Source organism: Pseudomonas putida (genome assembly GCF_028682475.1).
GTDB classification, from domain to species: Bacteria; Pseudomonadota; Gammaproteobacteria; order Pseudomonadales; family Pseudomonadaceae; genus Aquipseudomonas; species Aquipseudomonas putida_AG.
Genome location: NZ_JANHLE010000032.1, coordinates 17359 through 37520, shown reverse-complemented (window position 1 = coordinate 37520; position 20162 = coordinate 17359). Strand labels below are relative to the sequence as shown.

The 20162-nt window shown below is 61.2% G+C and carries 15 protein-coding genes and 2 pseudogenes; 4 read left to right on the top strand and 13 right to left on the bottom strand.

The genetic code is table 11. From position 1 onward, the window contains the following. Positions 1-105 precede the first annotated feature (105 nt). The 5 genes from NPS47_RS21540 to arcD (NPS47_RS21520) all read right to left on the bottom strand — a co-directional run bounded on the left by NPS47_RS21540 (position 106) and on the right by arcD (NPS47_RS21520) (position 5363). Positions 106-468, bottom strand: coding sequence for a DUF5064 family protein (locus tag NPS47_RS21540; protein ID WP_274296791.1), 363 nt, complete (start codon positions 466-468; stop codon positions 106-108). A gap of 53 nt (positions 469-521) precedes the next feature. Next, positions 522-1454 (bottom strand): carbamate kinase, encoded by a 933-nt coding sequence (gene arcC, locus NPS47_RS21535; protein ID WP_274296790.1) that lies wholly within the window; start codon positions 1452-1454, stop codon positions 522-524. A gap of 113 nt (positions 1455-1567) precedes the next feature. Then, a complete protein-coding gene (locus tag NPS47_RS21530) occupies positions 1568-2578 on the bottom strand; it encodes an ornithine carbamoyltransferase (RefSeq protein ID WP_274296789.1) in 1011 nt (336 codons plus the stop codon). 69 nt (positions 2579-2647) lie between these two features. Then, complete coding sequence (gene arcA, locus NPS47_RS21525) at positions 2648-3904, bottom strand: arginine deiminase (protein WP_274296788.1); 1257 nt, start codon at positions 3902-3904, stop codon at positions 2648-2650. Positions 3905-3935: 31 nt separating this feature from the next. Continuing rightward, on the bottom strand, positions 3936-5363 hold the full coding sequence (arcD, locus tag NPS47_RS21520) for an arginine-ornithine antiporter (RefSeq protein WP_157193934.1): 1428 nt from the start codon (positions 5361-5363) through the stop codon (positions 3936-3938). Positions 5364-5804: 441 nt separating this feature from the next. Between arcD (NPS47_RS21520) and arcD (NPS47_RS21515) the strand changes: the two genes are divergently transcribed. Together arcD (NPS47_RS21515) and NPS47_RS21510 are read left to right on the top strand one after the other, a co-directional pair. Continuing rightward, positions 5805-7232 (top strand): arginine-ornithine antiporter, encoded by a 1428-nt coding sequence (gene arcD, locus NPS47_RS21515; protein WP_274296787.1) that lies wholly within the window; start codon positions 5805-5807, stop codon positions 7230-7232. 134 nt (positions 7233-7366) lie between these two features. Beyond that, complete coding sequence (locus tag NPS47_RS21510) at positions 7367-8155, top strand: hypothetical protein (RefSeq protein WP_274296786.1); 789 nt, start codon at positions 7367-7369, stop codon at positions 8153-8155. 25 nt (positions 8156-8180) lie between these two features. On the opposite strand, the pseudogene NPS47_RS25840 reads toward NPS47_RS21510, so the two are convergent. The 8 genes and pseudogenes from NPS47_RS25840 to gap all read right to left on the bottom strand — a co-directional run. After that, a pseudogene (locus NPS47_RS25840) lies at positions 8181-8690 on the bottom strand (methyl-accepting chemotaxis protein); the annotation flags it as partial. Positions 8691-9086: 396 nt separating this feature from the next. Continuing rightward, a pseudogene (locus tag NPS47_RS25835) lies at positions 9087-10121 on the bottom strand (chemotaxis protein); the annotation flags it as partial. Positions 10122-10419: 298 nt separating this feature from the next. Further along, complete coding sequence (locus NPS47_RS21500) at positions 10420-10845, bottom strand: YbaN family protein (RefSeq protein ID WP_274296784.1); 426 nt, start codon at positions 10843-10845, stop codon at positions 10420-10422. A gap of 59 nt (positions 10846-10904) precedes the next feature. After that, positions 10905-11519, bottom strand: a complete 615-nt coding sequence (locus NPS47_RS21495) for a biliverdin-producing heme oxygenase (RefSeq protein WP_274296783.1) — start codon at positions 11517-11519, stop codon at positions 10905-10907. Positions 11520-11659: 140 nt separating this feature from the next. Beyond that, positions 11660-14254 (bottom strand): TonB-dependent receptor, encoded by a 2595-nt coding sequence (locus NPS47_RS21490; RefSeq protein ID WP_274296782.1) that lies wholly within the window; start codon positions 14252-14254, stop codon positions 11660-11662. Between the two features lie 119 nt (positions 14255-14373). Beyond that, complete coding sequence (locus NPS47_RS21485; protein WP_274296781.1) at positions 14374-15336, bottom strand: FecR family protein; 963 nt, start codon at positions 15334-15336, stop codon at positions 14374-14376. 68 nt (positions 15337-15404) lie between these two features. Further along, the gene (locus NPS47_RS21480; protein WP_274296780.1) at positions 15405-15923 is read right to left on the bottom strand and encodes an RNA polymerase sigma factor; all 519 of its coding nucleotides are present in this window, start codon (positions 15921-15923) and stop codon (positions 15405-15407) included. Between the two features lie 157 nt (positions 15924-16080). Further along, complete coding sequence (gene gap, locus NPS47_RS21475) at positions 16081-17082, bottom strand: type I glyceraldehyde-3-phosphate dehydrogenase (protein ID WP_274296779.1); 1002 nt, start codon at positions 17080-17082, stop codon at positions 16081-16083. A gap of 268 nt (positions 17083-17350) precedes the next feature. On the opposite strand from gap, the gene edd reads away from it, so the two are divergent. After that, positions 17351-19177 (top strand): phosphogluconate dehydratase, encoded by a 1827-nt coding sequence (gene edd / locus NPS47_RS21470; RefSeq protein ID WP_274296778.1) that lies wholly within the window; start codon positions 17351-17353, stop codon positions 19175-19177. Next, positions 19174-20157, top strand: a complete 984-nt coding sequence (locus NPS47_RS21465; RefSeq protein ID WP_274296777.1) for a glucokinase — start codon at positions 19174-19176, stop codon at positions 20155-20157. The genes edd and NPS47_RS21465 overlap by 4 nt, the downstream gene beginning before the upstream one ends. Positions 20158-20162 lie beyond the last annotated feature (5 nt).

Genomic DNA, 20162 nt, shown 5'->3' with positions numbered 1-20162 from the left:
GTTCAAGGCTGCCGAAGATGGCAAGTATGCCTTAAATCGCGGGGCAAGCCCGCTCCCACAGGCATCGAGTGGGAGCGGGCTTGCCCCGCGATAAGGTCCGAGTGGTTACTCGAAATGTTCTGGCTTGATGGGATCGCCGGATTTCATGTTCAGTTGAACACGAATATCTTCGAACATCAGGTCGTAGTGCTTGTGCACGGAACCGATGTTGCTCAGGTGTTTGGGAATACCGTACTTTTCTGCGATTTTGGTGACGTTGCTGGCGAAGTTATACGCTTCCTCTTTGGGCAGGAAGAAGGTCTCCTTCAAGTCTTTGCCTTGAATCGAGCCATGCATGGTGAACTGCATGCCTTTGCCTTTTTTCGAATCGGTGAAGAGTTCGTAATTGAGGGTGATGTCGTAACTGACATCGTCTTTAGTCAGCGCATGGCGCTCGATGTGCAATTGACCGGGGGCGAACGTGGCCATGGCAGGCTCCTCTGGAGGTTGAAAAGGGCGGACCTTCTGTCCGCCCAACTGCATCAACGGTAGCTTATTCCAGGCTTGGCCGTAGTGACACGGGTACCTTTGGTGCCCTGGACGATTCCTTCGATATCGGACAGTGAACCGATGACCGCGACTTTGCCGGTTTCACGGGCAAATTCACACGCGGCCTGTACCTTCGGACCCATGGAACCGGCGGCAAAACCAAGGCGCTCCAGTTCGTCAGGGTGAGCCTCGGCGACGGCTTTCTGGGTTGGCTTGCCCCAGTCGATGTAAGCGGCATCGACGTCGGTGGCGATTACCAGCAGGTCAGCCTTCAGCTGTTGAGCCAGCAAGGACGAGCAGAGGTCTTTATCGATTACCGCTTCTACGCCACTGAGAACCTTGCCGCTGTCGTCGTAGATGGTCGGGATGCCACCGCCACCGGCACAGATCACCACGGTGCCTTTTTCCAGCAGCCAGGTAATCGGGCGAATTTCAAAAATCCGTTTTGGTCGCGGACTTGCAACTACGCGACGGAATTTGTCGCCGTCGGGTTTGACCACCCAGCCCTTTTCCTTGGCCAGGCGCTCGGCGTCTTCTTTGCTATAGACCGGCCCGATGAACTTGGTCGGGTCTTTGAAAGCCGGGTCTTTGCCATCGACTTCAACCTGGGTCAGCAAGGTCGCGAACGGCACTTCGAAAGCCAGCAGGTTACCCAGCTCTTGCTCGATGATGTAGCCGATCATGCCTTCGGTTTCAGCGCCGAGGACGTCCAGCGGATAGGCTTCGTCCGGCTTGTAGGATTGCGCCTGCAGCGACAGCAGGCCGACTTGCGGGCCATTGCCGTGGGCGATGACCAGTTCGTTGCCCGGATGGATCTTGGCGATCTGCTCGGTGGCGATGCGGATATTGGCGCGCTGATTGTCCGCAGTCATGGGTTCGCCACGGCGCAGCAGGGCGTTACCGCCCAATGCAACAACGATACGCATGATGAGTGTCCTTCTAGGAAAGAGAGAAGCCACCTTGTGGGAGCGGGCTTGCCCCGCGAATGCGCTGTGTCAGGTACATCGCATCGCGGGGCAAGCCCGCTCCTACAGAGGGGTTACAGGTCTGCCAGGGTCGAAACCAGGATTGCCTTGATGGTGTGCATGCGGTTTTCCGCTTGCTCGAAGGCGATGCAGGCTGGCGACTCGAACACGTCATCGGTGACTTCGATGCCGTTCTTCAGGTGTGGATACTGTTCAGCGATCTGTTTGCCGACCTTGGTGTCGGAGTTGTGGAACGCCGGCAGGCAGTGCATGAACTTGGTACGTGGGTTGCCGGTGGCTTTCATCAGCTCGGCGTTGACCTGGTACGGCAGCAGTTGCTGGATACGTTCGGCCCAGGCTTCAACCGGCTCGCCCATCGATACCCAGACGTCGGTGTGGATGAAGTCAACGCCCTTGACCGCCGCTTTCGGGTCTTCGGTCAGAGTGATGCGGGCACCGCTTTCCTCCGCGTAACCTTTGCAGCGGGCAACCAGGTCGTCATGTGGCCACAGCGCTTTCGGCGCGCAGATACGCACGTCCATACCGAGCTTGGAGCCGACCAGCAGCAGCGAGTTGCCCATGTTGTTACGCGCGTCGCCCAGGTAGCAGTAGCTGATCTCGTGGATCGGCTTGTCGGCGTGCTCACGCATGGTCAGCACGTCGGCGATCATCTGGGTAGGGTGGTATTCATCGGTCAGACCGTTGAACACCGGTACGCCGGCGAACTTGGCCAGCTCTTCGACGATTTCCTGTTTGAAGCCACGGTATTCGATGGCGTCATACATACGGCCGAGGACACGGGCGGTGTCCTTCATGCTTTCTTTGTGGCCGATCTGCGAGGAGTTGGGGTCGATGTAGGTGACGTTGGCGCCCTGGTCGTAGGCGGCGACTTCAAAAGCGCAACGGGTGCGGGTCGAGGTTTTCTCGAAAATCAGCGCAATGTTGTTGCCTTTGAGGTGCTGCTGCTCGGTGCCGGTGTATTTGGCACGTTTCAGGTCGCGGGACAGGTCCAGCAGGTAGCGCAACTCGCGAGGGGTGTGGTGTTCCAGGCTCAGCAGGTTACGGTTGTGGATGTTGAACGCCATGATGATTCTCCTTGGATTCGGTGATCGGCCCGGCCGGCGCCGGATGGGCGCGGCCGGGTTGATGGTCGTTTAGTAGTCGATAGGGTCGCGAACGATTGGGCAGGTCATGCAGTGACCGCCGCCGCGACCGCGGCCCAGTTCGCCGGCGCTGATGGTGATGACTTCGACACCGGCCTTGCGCAGCAGGGTGTTGGTGTAGGTGTTGCGGTCATAACCGATGACCACACCAGGCTCCACGGCCACCACGTTGTTGCCGTCATCCCACTGTTCGCGTTCGGCGGCGAAGCTATTGCCGCCGGTTTCGACGACGCGCAGTTTCTTCAGCTTGAGCGATTCGGCGACCACGTCGAGGAAGGTTTTGTCCTCGCGGCGTACGTACATGCCGTAAGGCTTGCTCTCATCTGGAGTGATGACGAACGGTACGATTTCCTTGACGACTTCAGGGAATACCGTCACCAGGTCGCGGTCGCAGAAGCTGAACACGGTATCCAGGTGCATTGCTGCACGGGATTTTGGCAGGCCGGCAACTACCACTTTTTCCACCGCGCCTTTGGCGAACAGCGACTGAGCCAGTTGGCCGATAGCTTGACGCGAGGTGCGCTCGCCCATGCCGATCAATACCACGCCGTTGCCGATCGGCATGACGTCGCCGCCTTCCAGGGTCGACTTGCCGTGGTCCTTGTCCGGATCGCCGTACCAGATTTCGAAGTCGGCACCGGTGAACTCAGGGTGGAACTTGTAGATGGCGGTGGTCAGCAGGGTTTCCTGACGTCGCGCTGGCCAGTACATCGGGTTCAGCGTCACGCCACCGTAGATCCAGCAAGTGTTGTCACGGGTGAACTGGGTGTTTGGCAGTGGGTCGAGCAGGAAGCTGGAGTGGCCCAGGTAGTCGCGGTACATCTTGATCACGCTGGCGCCATCGCTTTCCGGCAGGTCTTCACCGGCCACACCGCCGATCAGGAACTCGGCCAGGTGGCGTGGCTCAAGGCCTTCGAGCCAGCTGCGTACCTCGTTTTTCAGGCCCACGCCGACGGTGTCATCGGTGAGTTTGCGGTCAAGGATCCATTTGAGCGCTTCGGGAATGGCAACGATATCGGTCAGCAGATTGTGCATTTCCAGCACTTCGATGCCGCGTTCACGCATTTTGGTGACGAAATCGAAGTGGTCGCGCTTGGCCTGGTTGACCCAGATGACGTCGTCGAACAGCAGCTCGTCGCAGTTGCTCGGCGTCAGGCGCTGGTGCGCCAGGCCAGGGGAACAGACCATCACTTTGCGCAGTTTGCCGGCTTCGGAATGTACGCCGTACTTAACTTTTTCCGTGGACATGGTTATTTCCTCCAAGTTGCGAATACGGGGGTTACAGAGTCAGGAAGCCGTCGTAGAGGCCATAGGCAGCCACCAGGGCGCCAATGACCACGGCGGCGAAAAGCAGCTTCTCCACGTTGGTAAAAATCGGTTGGCCGACCTCGCGCTTGGCCTTGGCGAACAGGATCACGCCAGGGGCATAGAGCAGGGCCGAGAGCAGCAGGTATTTGACGCCACCGGCGTACAGCAGCCAGATCGCGTAGACCAGGGCGATGCCGCCGATGATCAGGTCTTTCTTGCGTTCGGCCAGGGCTTGCTCGTAGGTTTCGCTGCGCCATGCCAGCAGGAAGGCATAGGCCGCCGACCACAGGTAAGGCACCAGGATCATCGAGGTGGCGAGGTAGATCAGCGACAGGTAGGTACTGGCCGAGAACAGGGTGATGACCAGGAAGATCTGCACCATGGCGTTGGTCAGCCACAGGGCATTGGCCGGTACATGGTTGGCGTTCTCGCGGCGCAGGAACTCCGGCATGGTGTGGTCTTTGGCGGCGGCGAACATGATCTCGGCGCACAGCAGTACCCAGGACAGCAGGGCACCGAGCAGCGAGATGATCAGGCCGACGCTGATCAGCACCGCGCCCCAGTGACCGACGACGTGCTCAAGCACGGCGGCCATCGACGGGTTCTGCAGTTTGGCCAGCTCAGGTTGAGTCATGATGCCCAGCGACAGCACGTTGACCAGGACCAGGAACAGCAGCACGGTGATGAAGCCGATGACCGTTGCCTTACCCACGTCGGAACGCTTTTCCGCCCGGGCCGAGAAGATGCTCGCGCCCTCGATACCGATGAACACCCAGACGGTGACCAGCATCATGTTGCGCACCTGGTTCATCACGCTGCCCAGGTCCGGGTTCATGGTGCCCCAGATGTCAGCGGTGAAGATGTCCAGCTTGAAGGCGAACACGGCGATCAGGATGAACAGCGCCAGCGGCACGACCTTGGCAACCGTGGTGACCAGGTTGATGAAGGCCGCTTCCTTGATCCCGCGCAGTACCAGGAAGTGCACGGCCCAGAGCAACACTGAGGCGCCGATGATCGCGGCCGGGGTGTTGCCCTCGCCAAAGATCGGGAAGAAGTACCCCAGGGTGCTGAACAGCAGGACGAAGTAACCGACGTTGCCCAGCCAGGCGCTGATCCAGTAGCCCCAGGCTGACGAGAAGCCCATGTAATCGCCGAATCCGGCCTTGGCGTAGGCATACACCCCGCCGTCCAGGTCCGGCTTTCGGTTGGCCAGGGTCTGGAACACAAAGGCCAGGGTCAGCATACCGATGGCCGTGATACCCCAGCCAATCAGTACAGCGCCGACATCAGCACTGGCAGCCATGTTTTGCGGTAGCGAAAAGATCCCGCCGCCGATCATAGAGCCGACTACAAGTGCGACCAGGGCACCAAGTCGTAGTTTTCCGGGAGCGTCTGACATCGAATAACTCCGTATCAGGAGAAGAGATGACGCTAGAGTAAATCCAGCGACGTTTTCATAAGCTGATTCAGGTCAGTTAATAGGGCGATCCGTTGCTGTCCTTGACTGAAAGAGCTCCCCCGGAGTATGCCGATGGCACATGCTACAAGCCTCGTGCACAGGCACCTCCATGGTGTTTAGAGCATTCGCTCTGACAGCCTGCGAGATATGAAGCTAGCCCGTTTCACAGCTTTCGCAAATTTTTGACGAGATTTTTTCTTATTTACTTGAGGGGACGGGAATAGTGCACAAAACTCACCATTTAGTATGTCTGGCATAGACGTCATAGTTATGATGGCTATAGTTTTAAAGACGGAATATCTATAAACGCCTAGACTGTGCATATATTTAACTCAGGGTGTGCCTCTGAGGTTACAAAGACAAGACAGAAAGGGGAATTTCATGTCCGAACCTGGACAAAAACTGCACCTGGGGGCGTTGATCGCCCTGGTGGTCGGCTCGATGATCGGTGGCGGGATTTTCTCCCTGCCGCAGAACATGGCTGCTCGCGCTGACGTCGGTGCGGTGCTGATCGGCTGGGGAATCACGGCGGTGGGCATGCTCGCCCTGGCGTTCGTGTTTCAGACCCTGGCCAATCGCAAACCGGAGCTCGACTCGGGGGTGTATGCCTACGCCAAGGCCGGCTTCGGCGACTACATGGGGTTCTCGTCGGCCTGGGGCTACTGGATCAGTGCCTGGCTGGGTAACGTTGGTTACTTCGTGCTGTTGTTCAGCACCCTGGGTTTGTATTTTCCGGTGTTCGGCGAGGGCAACACGCCGATTGCCATTGCCTGCGCTTCGTTGCTGCTGTGGGCCGTGCACTTTCTGGTACTACGCGGGATCAAGGAGGCAGCGTTCATCAATCAGGTGACCACCGTGGCCAAAATCGTGCCGCTGGTGATGTTCATCGTCATCGCCGCGGTGGCGTTCCGGGCTGATATCTTCACCCGCGATATCTGGGGGCTGGGCAACCCGAAATTCGGCACCGTGCTCGATCAGGTGCGCAACATGATGCTGGTCACCGTGTTCGTATTCATCGGCATTGAGGGCGCCAGTGTCTATTCGGGCAGGGCGCAGAAGCGCTCGGACGTGGGCAAGGCCACGGTGATCGGCTTCATTGGTGTGCTGGCCTTGCTGGTGATGGTTAACGTGCTGTCGCTGGGGGTCATGACCCAGCCGGAGCTGGCGGCCTTGCACAACCCTTCACTGGCCTCGGTGCTGGAGCATATCGTCGGCCCCTGGGGGGCTTTGCTGATCAGCATCGGCCTGGCGATTTCGTTGCTCGGTGCCTTGTTGTCCTGGGCCCTGCTCTGCGCCGAGATCCTCTTCGCCACCGCCCGTGACAAGACCATGCCGCGTTTTCTGGCCAAGGAAAATGCCAACCACGTGCCAGCCAATGCACTGTGGATGACCAACATCATGATTCAGCTGTTTTTGCTGATCACGTTGTTCTCGGCCGGCACCTATACCAGCCTGATCTACCTGGCGTCGTCGATGATTCTGGTGCCTTATTTGTGGTCGGCGGCGTATGCGGTGTTGTTGGCGGTGCGCGGCGAGACGTATCAAGGTCTTGCCGGCCAGCGGCGCAAAGACGTGCTGATCGCCGGGGTCGCCCTGGTCTATGCGATCTGGCTGCTGTATGCCGGCGGCTTGAAGTACCTGCTGCTGTCGGCCCTGTTGTATGCGCCGGGGGTGATCCTGTTTGCCCGGGCCAAGCATGAGCAGGGCCAGACGTTGTTCACCCATTGGGAGAAGCTGATCTTTGCAGCGGTGCTGGTGGGGGCGGGGGTGGCAGCTTACGCGCTCTATAGCGGGATGTTGAGCTTGTAACCTGCTGCTTTGGTCCACGCGTACCTGGCATTTTTGCCAGTTGTGGGGGGGCAAGCCAAACGCCTACCGTCGGGTCTCTGGCGGTCGCCATACAGTGGTGGCCATTGATAAGCGACGATTGGCGAGAGCCCCCCATGACAAGCACTGATCTGAAGACCGACCTGCCCATCGGTAATCTCACCGCGACACTGGATCTGCCTGATTCAGAGGCTAAGTACTTCAACGCTACCGACTTTGATGTTTACAAGCTGAATGGCGAGCTTCACATCTGGGCGCAGCAAGGTGAAGCAGACCAGTTCGAGGCGATCTTTCTGAGAATTCCCTTTGACACCTCAATCGCAACCGGGGCTAAAGGTATCCGGGCGGCTTTCCTCACAAGGGATGCAGGAGGCTATGCGCAAAGTGTGAAGCTGTTGGGCTTTGCGTGGGGTAAAAACAAACAGTCAGTGGAGATTGAATTCGGGTTCAGCGTTCAGTTCGAATCCAGGGAGTACAAAGTCACGGGCGGGGCGTTGAAATTAAGCTATGGCGAGCTCAGTGACCAGAAGAGCGTCAAGGCTGTAGCAGGTACAGTGTCGGCCACCGTGGCTCCGCCGGTGTTCCCGGGCTACGGCGCGTTTCAATCCTCCAGTCCCCTGTTTGTAGAGGCAGGCCCCGATTTCCACAGGCTGATAGCCGAGCAGGCCGTTGATGGGGCGGAATCAGGGAAGCAAGGGATAATGTTGCGTATATCCAATGCTGCTCCTGAACTCGGAGGCGTTGCGTTCTTCATCAAAGGTCAACAGCTTTTGCTCGCCAGTGAATACAGCCTGCAGAAGGTCGAATGGAACAAGCAAGAGCGGACCTTCAAGGCTGAATTCACGTTCAAGTTCCTCAATGACATGCATACGGTGAGCGCCGGCAAGATCGACCTGAAGTATTGATCGACGACCTTGTGCAGCGCCCAGCTCAAACCCTGAACTGATCCATCAGCGCCATCTGCTGAGACGACAGGGTATTGAGCTGGCTGCTCACCTGAGCCGACTCAGCGGCTTGCCCGGTCAATGTTTCGGTGACCCCACGGATCGCCGAGACGTTGCGATTGACCTCTTCGGCCACTGCGCTTTGCTGCTCGGCGGCACTGGCGATCTGCAGGTTCATGTCGCTGATGACCGTCACCGCCTCGCTGATCCGGTCCAGGGCTTCGACCGCCTGGTGGATCTGTCCGGCGTTCTCCTGGGCCTTGCCATGGCTTGAATGCATGGTCGCTACCACTTCGCGGGTGTTGCTCTGGATGCGTTCGATCACCTGACGGATTTCTTCGACCGAATCCTGGGTGCGACGGGCCAGATTGCGCACCTCATCGGCGACCACGGCAAAGCCACGTCCGCTTTCGCCCGCGCGGGCCGCCTCGATGGCCGCGTTGAGGGCCAGCAGGTTGGTCTGTTCGGCGATGCTGCGGATCACCTCCAGCACCGAGCCGATCTTTTCGCTGTTCTGTGCCAGCACTTCGACTTCTGTCACTGCTTTGCTGACCTCGCCAGCCAGCAAGGTGATGTCGCGGGTGCTGCGTTCGATGATTGCCATCCCGTCCTTGGCCGAGCGGTCGGCGCCACGCGCGGCATTGGCGGCGTTGGCGGCGCTGTTGGCGACGTCGTGGGCGGTGGCGCTCATTTCGTTGGAGGCGGTGGCGACCTGATCGATCTCACGGAACTGCACCTGCATGCCCTCGCTGGTGCGCTGGGCAATGGCCGAGGACTGGTCCGCAGTGCTGCGCGCCTGGGTGATGCTTTGCTTGATCTGGGCGATGGTCGGCTGCAGTTTGTCGAGGAAGCGGTTGAAACCCGAGGTCAGGCGGCCCAGTTCGTCCTGGCGGGCGTAGCGCAGGCGCTGGGTAAGATCGCCGTCACCGCTGGCAATGTCTTCGAGCATGCTGGCCACGGTATTGAGCGGGCGGGTCACGCCGGTTGCGGTCAGCCACATCACCAGCAGGCCGCCAAGGCCGGCCAGGGTAGCGAACAGCACCACCTTGAGGGTACCGCTGGTACGCGCCTGCTCAAGGGTGTTTTGCAGGCTGATGGCATCCGCCAGCAGCACCTGCCGGGGCAAGTCGATGACGATGCCCCAGGCCTTGCTGTCGGCAGTCGGTTGCACCGGGGTGAGGGCGCGGATGGTTTCGCCCTGCTCAACAATCAGCGGCTGGTTGGCGGCGAGCTTCTGCACGGCCTGCTGGCCTTCCAGACCCAGGGTCTGGCCGATGTTCTTGCCGACCTTGGCGGCGTCGTCGCTGTTGGCCGCCAGCAGTCCGCTGGGCGCGACGATCATCAAATGCCCGGCGCCGTCGAACAGCTCCTGCTGGGCCTTGGCGGCAGCGGCCTGGAGTGTGTCGAGGGAAATGTCGACACCGGCGACGGCGATCACCTTGCCGTTTTGCAGCAGTGGCACGGTGATGCTGGTCATCAGCACCTGCTTGCCGCCGACGGTATCGGAGTAGGGTTCCAGCAGGCAGGGCCGGGTGCTGTGGAGCGAGCAGGTATACCAGACGTTGTACGGCGTGCCGCTGAGGTTGATGTCGGTCTTGTTCAGGTCGGTATCACTGATCACGGTGTTCAACGACTCGCCTTGCGCGCGGCTCCAGTAACTGGCGAAACGACCGCTCTCGTTGCTCAAGTGCTTGGCATCGTTGGCAAACGAGCTGTCGTCAGCGTCCAGGGCCTGGGGTTCGAATGCCAGCCAGATACCGAGCACCTTCGGGTTGCGTTTGAAGCTGGTGGCCAGGCTCTGGTTGATCGCTTCGCGCAGATCGCCTGCGCTCAGGCCACGCTCGCGGGCCAGTTTCTGCAGGTCCTGGACCTGATCGGCGAGGGCAATGATGGCGGTCTGGCTGTCGCTGAAGGTGCGCCGCAGCATTTCGGCTTTTTCCCCGGCGCGGGCCTGAAGCAGCGCCTGGACGTTGCGGGTCAGCATGGTGGTGCTGGCTTCGCCGACCAGTTCATCGCTCTGGTGCGATTGATAGAGGTTGATGCCGACGACCAGCGCGACCACGCCGAGCAGGCAAAGGCCGGAGAGCAGCACGATTTTCAGACGGATGGAGAGCGTGTCGAACATGGACGTACTCGCTAAAGACAAGCCAGAAGGGGAGCGAACCGGGAGCAAGGTTCGATTCGCCACATCCATTTAGCGATAACAGGGCATCGGCTTTATAGCGTTATCCATGAGTGCTTGCCGATGAGCGGTCGGCGAGGCTCAACGGCGCGGCTTCCGGGCGTGACCAGATCCACAGGTTGCCCAACGCCATGCCGCCAATGGCGAGAAATACCGGCCAGCGATGCTCAAGGAACACCAGCATCAGGCTGGCGCACACCAGCATGCTGACGGTGGCGCTGAGTTTGGCGCGCCGCTGGATGACTTTGCCGTTACGCCAGTTGTGCAGGATCGGGCCGAACAGCCGATGGTTTTCCAGCCAGGCGCTCAGGCGTGGTGAACTGCGGGTCGCCGCCCAGGCGGCGAGGAGGATGAACTCGGTAGTGGGCAAGCCGGGCACGACGATGGCAACCAGACCGATGGCCAGGCTGATGTAGGCCAGAAGGCCAAACAACACGCGTGAGAGTTTCGAGGCAGAGGGGCGGGTCATGGGGTCGTCGGTTGCACGGGTAAGGCCCGGTTACCACGAGGGTAACCGGGTACGACGCATCAGGCCAGTTCGGCTTTAGGCGCAGTGGCGTAAGCGTGTTTGAGCAGTTCGGTGAAGCGCTCGAATGCGGCCACGGCGCCTTGTTCGGCCTTGGCCTCTTCTTCAGGGCTCAGCTCCAGGCTGTCGAGGATGCGGGTGAATTGCTTCCAGCCCTCGGCACGGCCACCGGCCGGTTCGCCCAGGTGGCGGGCACCGAAGCTGTCGGACAGGCCGAGGCCCACCGCACGCTTGATCAGGAACGCCGCGCCGAGCTTGGAACCTTCGGAAACGAAGATCCAGCCCATGGCTTCACCCAGGCTCGGGTTGTGCACGGCGCCGGCGAAGTCGGCGGGGATCTCGGTGTTGAGGTCAGCCAGGTCGAGACCGGCCTGTTCGGCGCGGCAGCGCTCGGCCAGGTCCGGGACGATGGCGATCAGCTCGGGGTTGGTGTACAGCGCCTTGAGTTCGTTCTGGAACAGGTACTGGGCGACGACGAAGCGGGCGAAGCTTTCGCGGGTTTCGAACGGCGCGTGGGATTTGACCAGGGCGTCCAGCTCGGTGTGCGGGGCATGGGTGAGCTGGTTCAGGCGCTGCGAACGCAGGCTGGCGCGTTCGGTGGTGGTTGCGGCGGTCATGGTGATTCCTTGCGAAATGGGCGTGTCTAGTGACTAGACGAACAAGGTGACGTACGACAGTAAAAAATCCTCACCTCATCGCGGGGCAAGCCAGCTCCCACAGTGAATACCTGTAGGAGCGGGCTTGCCCCGCGATGTCGTTAAATGTCCCAGACCAGATTGATGGCGAAATTACGCCCCGGCATGGTCAGGCGGTCGAGGTTGGCGGGTGAGGTGACAGCCGCTTCGCCGAGGCCGTCGTAGCCGCGTACGTCATCCCATTGCCAGTATTTCTTGTCGGTCAGGTTGTACAGGCCGGCGTTGACCGTGATGTCGTCGGTGACCTTGTAGAAGCCGGTCAGGTCGAGCACGCCGTAGCCCGGCGTGCGGAATTGCTTGCTGGTGCCGTCGGGCGCGAAGAAGGTGGTGTCGTCGACCCGATCCTTGCGCTTGACCAGGGTCCAGCTCAGCAGCCCACCGTATTGTTCCTGCTCATAGCCCAGGCCCATCACGGCGGTCAGCGGGTTGACACTGTTGAGCGGCTCACCGGTGTCCTCGTTGCGGCCGTAGGCGTAGGCCAGCGAGCCCTGGGTGTACAGGCCATGCGGCGCGCCAAAGGCATCCAGGTTCAGGCGGCCCTTGAACTCGGCACCCTTGATGATGGCGTGTTTGATGTTGTTGGCCTCGAAGGTCTGGCCCAGGTTGCTGCCCTGCACGGCGTCTTCGTTGATGAAGTCGCGGTACTTGTTGTAGAACACCGCCACATCGAAGTTACCGGCCTCGAAGTTGCCCCGCAGACCGGTCTCGTAGCTTTTGCTGGTTTCCGGCTCCAGGTTGGAGTTGCCACGGACGCTGTAGCCCAGGCCCGGGTTCTCGAAGCGGCCATACAGCGCTTTGGCCGTCGGCGTACGGAAGCCTTCGGCGTACTGGCCGTACCAGGTGTAGTTGTCGTTGAACGCATAGGTCACGCCGAACTTGGGCGATACCTGGTGCCATTTCTTCTGGCTATCGTCAACCGGGTCGGTGCTCGATGCTTCGACCCCGCGCAGGTACTCGTCGGTCATGTGGGGCTTGAGCTGGGTGTAGTCGTAGCGAACACCTGGCAGGAAGGTCCACTGGTTCCAGCGGATCTCGTCCTGGGCGAACAGGCTGTAGGTGTTGACGGTTGGATCGGGGAAGTCGCTGACCCGTTCCTGACCATCACGCGGGCTGTCGTCGCCGATGGCTCTACAGGTGCCGCCCACGTTCAGGCAAGTGCCGGTGCCGCTGCGCGAACCGGTGACTTTTTGCTGCTTGAGGGTGGTGCCATAGGTCAGCAGGTGTTCGGTCTCAGCGATGCTGAAGGCTTTGTCCAGCTGGGCATCGAAGACCCACTGGCGATCCTTGTAAGTGGTCTGGCGATCACGGAAGACCTGGCGCCCCCCGGCAACATACAGTTCTTCGGTGCGCTGGTCAGTCTTGCCGATCTGGTAGTTCAGCCCCCACTTCATGTTGTCGGCAAGCAGGCTGCCCAGGGCGAACTCGTGGTTGATGCCGAAGCGTTCGCGGGTCACGGTGTCATTGCCGGTGCGGTCGCGGTAGGAGTTCATGGCACCAAAGCCAGGAATGAAAGGCCCACCCACGGCGCTCTTCTGATCCAGATCGCGATCGTCCTTGTAGTGCTCGTAGGTCAAGCTCAGGCGGGCGTCGTCGGCATAGTTCCAGCCGGCCTTGGCAAGGATGTTGGTGGTGCGCACGTCTTCAGGGTTCGCCTCGGTCCGCTCCAGGCCCGTGCCGCCGTGGCCACCGTAGGACTCGGTCTCATGGCCGTTGCGTTGGCTCAGGTGCAACAGGCCGTCGAAATCACCCTGACGTCCGGCGACGGTGGCCGCGTTCAGCCAGCTCTCATCGGCTGAGCTGTAACCGGTCTTCAGCCGGGCGCCGACGTCCTGGCCGGGCTTGATGATGTCGTCCGGGTCGAGGGTGAAGTAGCTGACCGCACCACCGATGGCGTTGCTGCCATACAGCACCGAGGCCGGGCCGCGGAGGATTTCCACGCGCTTGACGATCTCTGGATCGACGTAATTGCGCTGAGTCTGGGCGTAGGGGCCGAAGAAGAAACTGTCGGGGATCGACACGCCGTCGATCTGGGTCAGAACGCGCTCACCGTCGATACCGCGAATGTTGTAGCCATTCAGGCCGCTGCGCTGGCCGGTGCCACTCACCGATACACCCGGCTCGTAGCGCACCAGCTCCTTGATGTTGTTGACGTTCTGGCGGTCGAGCTGTTCACGGGTTTGTACCGAGACCGTGCTCGGCACCTGGCTGATGTCCTGGGCGCTACGGGTCGCAGTGACGGTGATCTGCTGCAGGGCGATGGCACTGGAGCTGCTGCGCTCGAGCACCACATTGCCAGCGCTGAGTGTGCGGTACTTCAAACCGGTACCGGCGAGCAGACGCTGCAAGGCCGCCTCCGGTTTCAGCGAGCCTTGCACGCCTGGCGACGCGACGCCTTCTGCCAGCTCGGCCGACAGCCCGACCTGCCACCCGGTCACGGCGGTAAACGCGTTGAGCGCCGACACCAGCGGTTGCTGGCCAATGGCAAAGCGGTAGTCCCCCATGCGTGGGGCGCTGGCCTGGGCAGGTTCGGCGGCCAGCGCCGGCAGGCTGCAGGTACCGCTGGCGAGCATGGCCAGGGTCAACAGGGAGAGCGTGCAGCGTTGCAGGCCAGGTGTACGTGAAGTGTCTGAAGACCGACGAGTGAAACCGGTTGGCATCGAAAGCGCTCCCTGTCGCGCGAATGTTATAGGTGCTGGCTGATTCAAAAATAAGAATCAGTTGCATTGGCTATAACGAGACGTATCGCCTCAGGGGATCGCGTAAAAAAACTTTCCAGTCAGTTAAGAATCACCACGGCAGGGAACTCATGCAGCTGCGCCGAGGTAATGTGGGCCAGGGCGCGCAAGGTTTCCACGGGTTGGTCGAGGCGGTAGTTGCCGGTGACTGCGATCTGCTCCAGGCGCTCGTTGCCGGAGATGATCAGGCCCGGGTAATAGCGGCGTAGCTCGGCCAGCACCTGGTTCAGTGGACAGTTCTCAAAGATCAGGCGGCCCTGGACCCAGGCCAGGTCTTTCTGCGGGTCGACACGCTCGCGATGACCGAAGCCATTGGGGCCGACCCGAATGCTGTCGCCACTGGACAGGCGGATGCGCTGGTCACTGCTGGCCTGCAGGTCGACATCGCCGCGTTGCACCCGCACCTGGGCTTCGCCGTCGAGGTAGCGCACGGCAAAATCGCTGTCGCGCACGCTGGCGCGCAGCGGGCCTGCCTGCAATTCCAGCGGCTGGTTACGGTCGCCGGGCACCTCGAAGAACGCTTCGCCCTGGTAGAGGCGGGCAACGCGCTGGTGGGCATCGATGTCGCTGGAGAATGCGCTGTTGGTGTTGAGCAGCACCTTGGAGCCGTCTTCAAGCTGCAGGCGCTGGCGCTCACCGACCACGGTCAGGTGATCGGCCTGCAGGCGCACCGGCAGGTTACCGACGGTAAACACCCCGATCAGCAGCACCGCCGCCGCAGCCAGTGGTTTCCAGTGCGGGCGCAAGCGCGCCAGGCGCGAAGGATGGTAGGCCTGGGCGATCTGGCTGGCGGCCTGGCGCACGCTGTCGCCGTGCCACAGGGCCTCGGCTTCGACATAGGCCTGGGCGTTGGCCGGATCGGCTTCCAGCCAGGTTTCGAAAGCGCGGGTGTCTTCGGCGCTGGCGCATTGCAGGCGGATCAGCCAGTCCAGCGCCTGCTCCATGGCACTGTCGCAGGCAGCCGGGTCTGGCGGCGAAGGGCGGTCAGGGGCGCTGTCGGTCACGGAAAATCCTGGGTGGTCTTGTAATGCTGCTAATGATCAAGCGTAACTTGGTGTGTGGCAAGCCAGGGTCAATCGCGGTTCAGACGATTGGCCACGCCGACACAGATCGCCATGATCAGTTTCAGTTCCTTCTGAACCGTGCTGGCCGAGACGTTGAGCTGTTCGGCAATTTCCAGGTAGCTGGCGCCGTGCAGGCGGCTGAGGATGAAAATCCGTTGTTGTCGCGAGGTCAACTGTCCCAGGCTGACGCTCAGGCGCTTGAGCAGTTGCTCGGCATGCGCGGCGTCTTCGGCGCTGCTGGTGGGGGCGGCGACGTTGTGCAGGATTTGCTCGGGCACATCGTCCACCAGGTTGCGCGATTGCGCCCGGCGCGCGCGCAAGTGGTCGAGGGCCAGGTTGCGGGCGGTCTGGAAAACGAAAGGCTCGAGGTGCTCGACCGGCCGTTCGCCCAGCGCTCGGGAAACACGCAGGTAGGTCTCCTGCAGCAGGTCTTCGGCGGTGCTGGGGTTGTCGACCATGCGCTGTAACGTGCGCAGCAGGCTGACCCGCTGAGCGAGGAATACAGTGTGGAACTGGGACTGACTCACAGCGATACCTGACCAATGCGAAGCGAATGATAATGCTTATCATCATTGAATTGGTCAAGTATTGCATGCTCGGTAGGAGCGGGCTTGCCCCGCGAAGCAGTTTGACTGAGAAGCCTCAATCGCGGGGCAAGCCCGCTCCCACAGGGTGAGTCTTCAATTACGCCGCGTTACACAACGCCAGGCAGTTATCCAGCATACGGTTGGAGAAGCCCCACTCATTGTCATACCAGGCCAGCACTTTGAGCATTCGCCCGTTGGTGCGGGTATGGTTGGCATCGAAGATCGACGACAACGGGTTGTGATTGAAGTCGCACGACACCAGCGGCAGGCTGTTGTAACCAAGCACCCTGGAGTGGCGGCTGGCCTCCTTGAACAGGTTGTTGACTTCCTCGACGCTGGTCTCGCGCTTGAGGTTGACGGTCAGGTCGACCAGCGACACGTTGATCACCGGCACGCGCACGGCCATGCCGGTGAGTTTGCCGGCCAGCTCCGGCAGCACCAGGCCCACGGCTTCGGCCGCACCGGTCTTGCTCGGGATCATCGACTGGGTCGCCGAGCGGGCGCGGAACGGGTCGCTGTGGTGGATGTCGGTGAGGCTCTGGTCGTTGGTGTAGGCGTGGATGGTGGTCATCAAGCCCTGCTCGATGCCCAGTTCGCGGTGCAGCACCTGGGCAATGGGCGCCAGGCAGTTGGTGGTGCACGAAGCACTGGAGATGATCTGGTGCGAAGGGCGCAGAATGTCGTGGTTGACCCCGTAGACAATCGTCGCGTCGGCGCCCCTGGCCGGTGCCGAGATAATGACTTTGCCGGCCCCGGCAGTAAGATGGGCAGCGGCCTTGGCGCGGTCGGTGAAGTGACCGGTGCATTCGAACACCACATCGACGGCTTCGGCTTTCCACGGCAGCTCGGCCGGATTGCGGATGGCACTGACGGCGATGCGGTCGCCGTTGACGGTCAGGCTTTCGTGGTCGAACTCGACATCGGCAGCAAAGATGCCATGAACACTGTCGTACTTGAGCAGGTGCGCATTGATTGCGCTGTCTCCCAGATCGTTGATCGCGACGACCTGCAGGTCCTGACGGTAGCCTTGGGTATAGAGTGCGCGAAGGACGTTGCGGCCAATGCGGCCAAAGCCATTGATTGCGATACGAAGGGTCATAGAGCTACCTCTGGTAGACCGGGTGAAGCCCGTGGCAAACAAGAAAGCGCTTCACTGAATCTGATTTTGTTGTTGGAATTACAAGATTATTCGTAAAAAAATAGAAAACAAGCCTTTTTGCTGGCAGTATTTTGTTCAATCTACAACGAGCGACCGGCCAAGCCGTCTCTCCCGCAACCGTTGCCCCTGCCATTGAGCCTAGGTGGCGATTGTTGATAAGGGAAACCGCCGCAGAGGTCGCAACCACCGATAGCCTGGAGTCCAGTACATGCATCCGCGCATTCTTGAGGTCACCCAACGGCTGATCGACCGCAGCCGTGCCACCCGCGAACGCTACCTGCAGTTGATTCGCGGGGCCGCCAGTGACGGGCCGATGCGGGCCAAACTGCAATGTGCCAACTTCGCCCACGGTGTGGCCGGCTGTGGTACCCAGGACAAGAACAGCCTGCGCATGATGAACGCGGCCAACGTCGCCATCGTGTCTGCCTACAACGATATGCTCTCGGCGCATCAGCCCTACCAGCACTACCCGGAACAGATCAAACAGGCGCTGCGCGATATCGGCTCGGTGGGCCAGTTTGCCGGCGGTGTGCCGGCCATGTGTGACGGTGTCACTCAGGGTGAGCCGGGCATGGAGCTGGGGATTGCCAGCCGCGAAGTGATCGCGATGTCGACGGCCATCGCCCTTTCGCACAACATGTTCGACGCAGCGTTGATGCTGGGTATCTGTGACAAGATCGTGCCGGGGCTGTTGATGGGCGCGCTGCGCTTTGGTCACTTACCAACCATTTTTGTCCCCGGCGGGCCGATGCCTTCAGGTATTTCCAACAAGGAAAAAGCCGACGTGCGCCAGCGCTATGCCGAGGGCAAGGCCAGCCGCGAAGAGCTGCTGGAGTCGGAAATGAAGTCCTACCACAGCCCCGGCACCTGTACCTTTTACGGCACCGCCAACACCAATCAGTTGCTGATGGAAGTGATGGGCCTGCACCTGCCGGGCGCATCGTTCGTCAATCCTTACACGCCGCTGCGCGATGCACTCACCGTCGAGGCCGCGCAACAGGTCACGCGCATGACCAAGGCCAGCGGCGACTTCATGCCGCTGGGCGAGATCGTCGACGAAAAATCCCTGGTCAACTCCATCGTCGCCCTGCACGCCACCGGTGGTTCGACCAACCATACCCTGCACATGCCGGCGATTGCCCAGGCGGCCGGCATCCAGCTGACCTGGCAGGACATGGCCGAGCTGTCCGAGGTGGTGCCGACCCTGTCCCACGTCTACCCGAACGGCAAAGCCGACATCAACCATTTCCAGGCAGCCGGTGGCATGGCCTTCCTGATCCGCGAGCTGCTCGATGCCGGGCTGCTGCACGAAGACGTCAACACCGTGGCCGGCCACGGCCTGCGTCGGTATACCCAGGAGCCGTTCCTGCAGGAGGGCAAGCTGGTCTGGCGCGAGGGGCCGCAAGCGAGTCTCGATGTAGCGATCCTGCGCCCGGTCGCACGGCCGTTCTCCCCGGAAGGCGGGCTGCGGGTGATGGAAGGCAACCTTGGTCGCGGGGTCATGAAGGTGTCTGCGGTCGCCCCTGAACATCAGGTGGTCGAAGCCCCGGCGCGGGTGTTCCATGACCAGCAGGCGCTGGCCGATGCCTTCCAGGCCGGCGAGCTGGAGCGGGATTTCGTCGCGGTGATGCGCTTCCAGGGCCCGCGCTGCAATGGCATGCCGGAGCTGCACAAGATGACCCCGTTCCTCGGCGTGCTGCAAGACCGCGGCTTCAAGGTGGCATTGGTGACCGACGGGCGCATGTCCGGTGCTTCGGGGAAAATTCCGGCGGCCATTCATGTCTGTCCGGAAGCCTTTGACGGCGGCCCGCTGGCACGCGTGCGCGATGGCGATATCGTGCGGGTTGACGGCGTTGCCGGCACCCTGACGGTCAAGCTCGATGCTGCTGAACTGGCCGACCGGGAGACTCCGCCAGCACCGACCGGCAACGATCTCGGTTGCGGGCGTGAACTGTTCGGCTTCCTGCGCATGGCCCTGAGCCCGGCAGAGCAGGGCGCCAGCGCCTTCACCTCGGCCCTGGAAGCACTCAAATGAAGCGCGCCCTGGTCGGTGATATCGGTGGCACCAACGCCCGCTTTGCCCTCTGGGAAAACGACCGGATGCACTCGGTCCAGGTGTTCGCCACCGCCGATTACACCAGCCCTGAGCAGGCCATCGGCGCCTACCTGCAGGCACAAGGACTGAGCAAGGGCGACCTTGGCGCAGTCTGTCTGGCGGTGGCGGGACCGGTCAGCGGCGATGAATTTCGCTTTACCAACAATCACTGGCGGCTCAGTCGTCAGGCCTTCTGCAAGGCGCTGCAGATCGAGCAGTTGTTGCTGATCAATGATTTTACCGCCATGGCCTTGGGCATGACCCGCCTGCAGCCTGATGAGCGCCTCACTGTCTGCGCCGGCGAAGCTGAAGCCGGGCGGCCAGCGGTGGTGATCGGCCCGGGAACCGGCTTGGGCGTGGGCACGTTGCTCGGTCTGGAGGATGGCCGCTGGATGGCCTTGCCGGGTGAAGGTGGACATGTCGACTTGCCGGTGGGCAATGCCCGCGAGGCACAGATCCGTGAGCAGATCGCCAGCGAAACCGGGCATGTCAGTGCCGAAACCGTGCTCAGCGGCGGCGGCTTGTTGCGTTTGTATCAAGCCATCTGTGCGCTGGACGGGCAACCGGCAACCTTGCAAAGCCCGGCGGCGATCACCGATGCGGCGCTGGCCGGTGAGCCGGTGGCGTTGGCGGTGATCGAGCAGTTTTGTCGCTTTCTCGGGCGGGTGGCGGGTAACAATGTGCTGACCCTCGGAGGGCGTGGCGGGGTATACATTGTCGGCGGCATCATTCCACGCTTCGCCGAGCTATTTCTGCGCAGCGGTTTTGCCGACAGCTTTGCCGAGAAGGGCTGTATGAGCGGCTACTTCAAGCAGGTGCCGGTGTGGCTGGTGACCGCCGAATTCTCCGGCTTGCTCGGCGCGGGTGTGGCCTTGCAACAATCCAGGGTGGGAGCGGGCTTGCCCCGCGATGCGATATAACTGAT

Bases quoted from the DNA above. Each gene is read 5' to 3' on its own strand.
- NPS47_RS21510 (WP_274296786.1), top strand. From the start codon at position 7,367: ATGACAAGCACTGATCTGAAGACCGACCTGCCCATCGGTAATCTCACC.
- NPS47_RS21500 (WP_274296784.1), bottom strand. From the start codon at position 10,845: ATGACCCGCCCCTCTGCCTCGAAACTCTCACGCGTGTTGTTTGGCCTT.
- arcD (WP_157193934.1), bottom strand. From the start codon at position 5,363: ATGTCAGACGCTCCCGGAAAACTACGACTTGGTGCCCTGGTCGCACTT.
- arcD (WP_274296787.1), top strand. From the start codon at position 5,805: ATGTCCGAACCTGGACAAAAACTGCACCTGGGGGCGTTGATCGCCCTG.
- gap (WP_274296779.1), bottom strand. From the start codon at position 17,082: ATGACCCTTCGTATCGCAATCAATGGCTTTGGCCGCATTGGCCGCAAC.
- NPS47_RS21465 (WP_274296777.1), top strand. From the start codon at position 19,174: ATGAAGCGCGCCCTGGTCGGTGATATCGGTGGCACCAACGCCCGCTTT.
- NPS47_RS21490 (WP_274296782.1), bottom strand. From the start codon at position 14,254: ATGCCAACCGGTTTCACTCGTCGGTCTTCAGACACTTCACGTACACCT.
- NPS47_RS21540 (WP_274296791.1), bottom strand. From the start codon at position 468: ATGGCCACGTTCGCCCCCGGTCAATTGCACATCGAGCGCCATGCGCTG.
- edd (WP_274296778.1), top strand. From the start codon at position 17,351: ATGCATCCGCGCATTCTTGAGGTCACCCAACGGCTGATCGACCGCAGC.
- NPS47_RS21530 (WP_274296789.1), bottom strand. From the start codon at position 2,578: ATGGCGTTCAACATCCACAACCGTAACCTGCTGAGCCTGGAACACCAC.
- NPS47_RS21495 (WP_274296783.1), bottom strand. From the start codon at position 11,519: ATGACCGCCGCAACCACCACCGAACGCGCCAGCCTGCGTTCGCAGCGC.
- arcA (WP_274296788.1), bottom strand. From the start codon at position 3,904: ATGTCCACGGAAAAAGTTAAGTACGGCGTACATTCCGAAGCCGGCAAA.
- arcC (WP_274296790.1), bottom strand. From the start codon at position 1,454: ATGCGTATCGTTGTTGCATTGGGCGGTAACGCCCTGCTGCGCCGTGGC.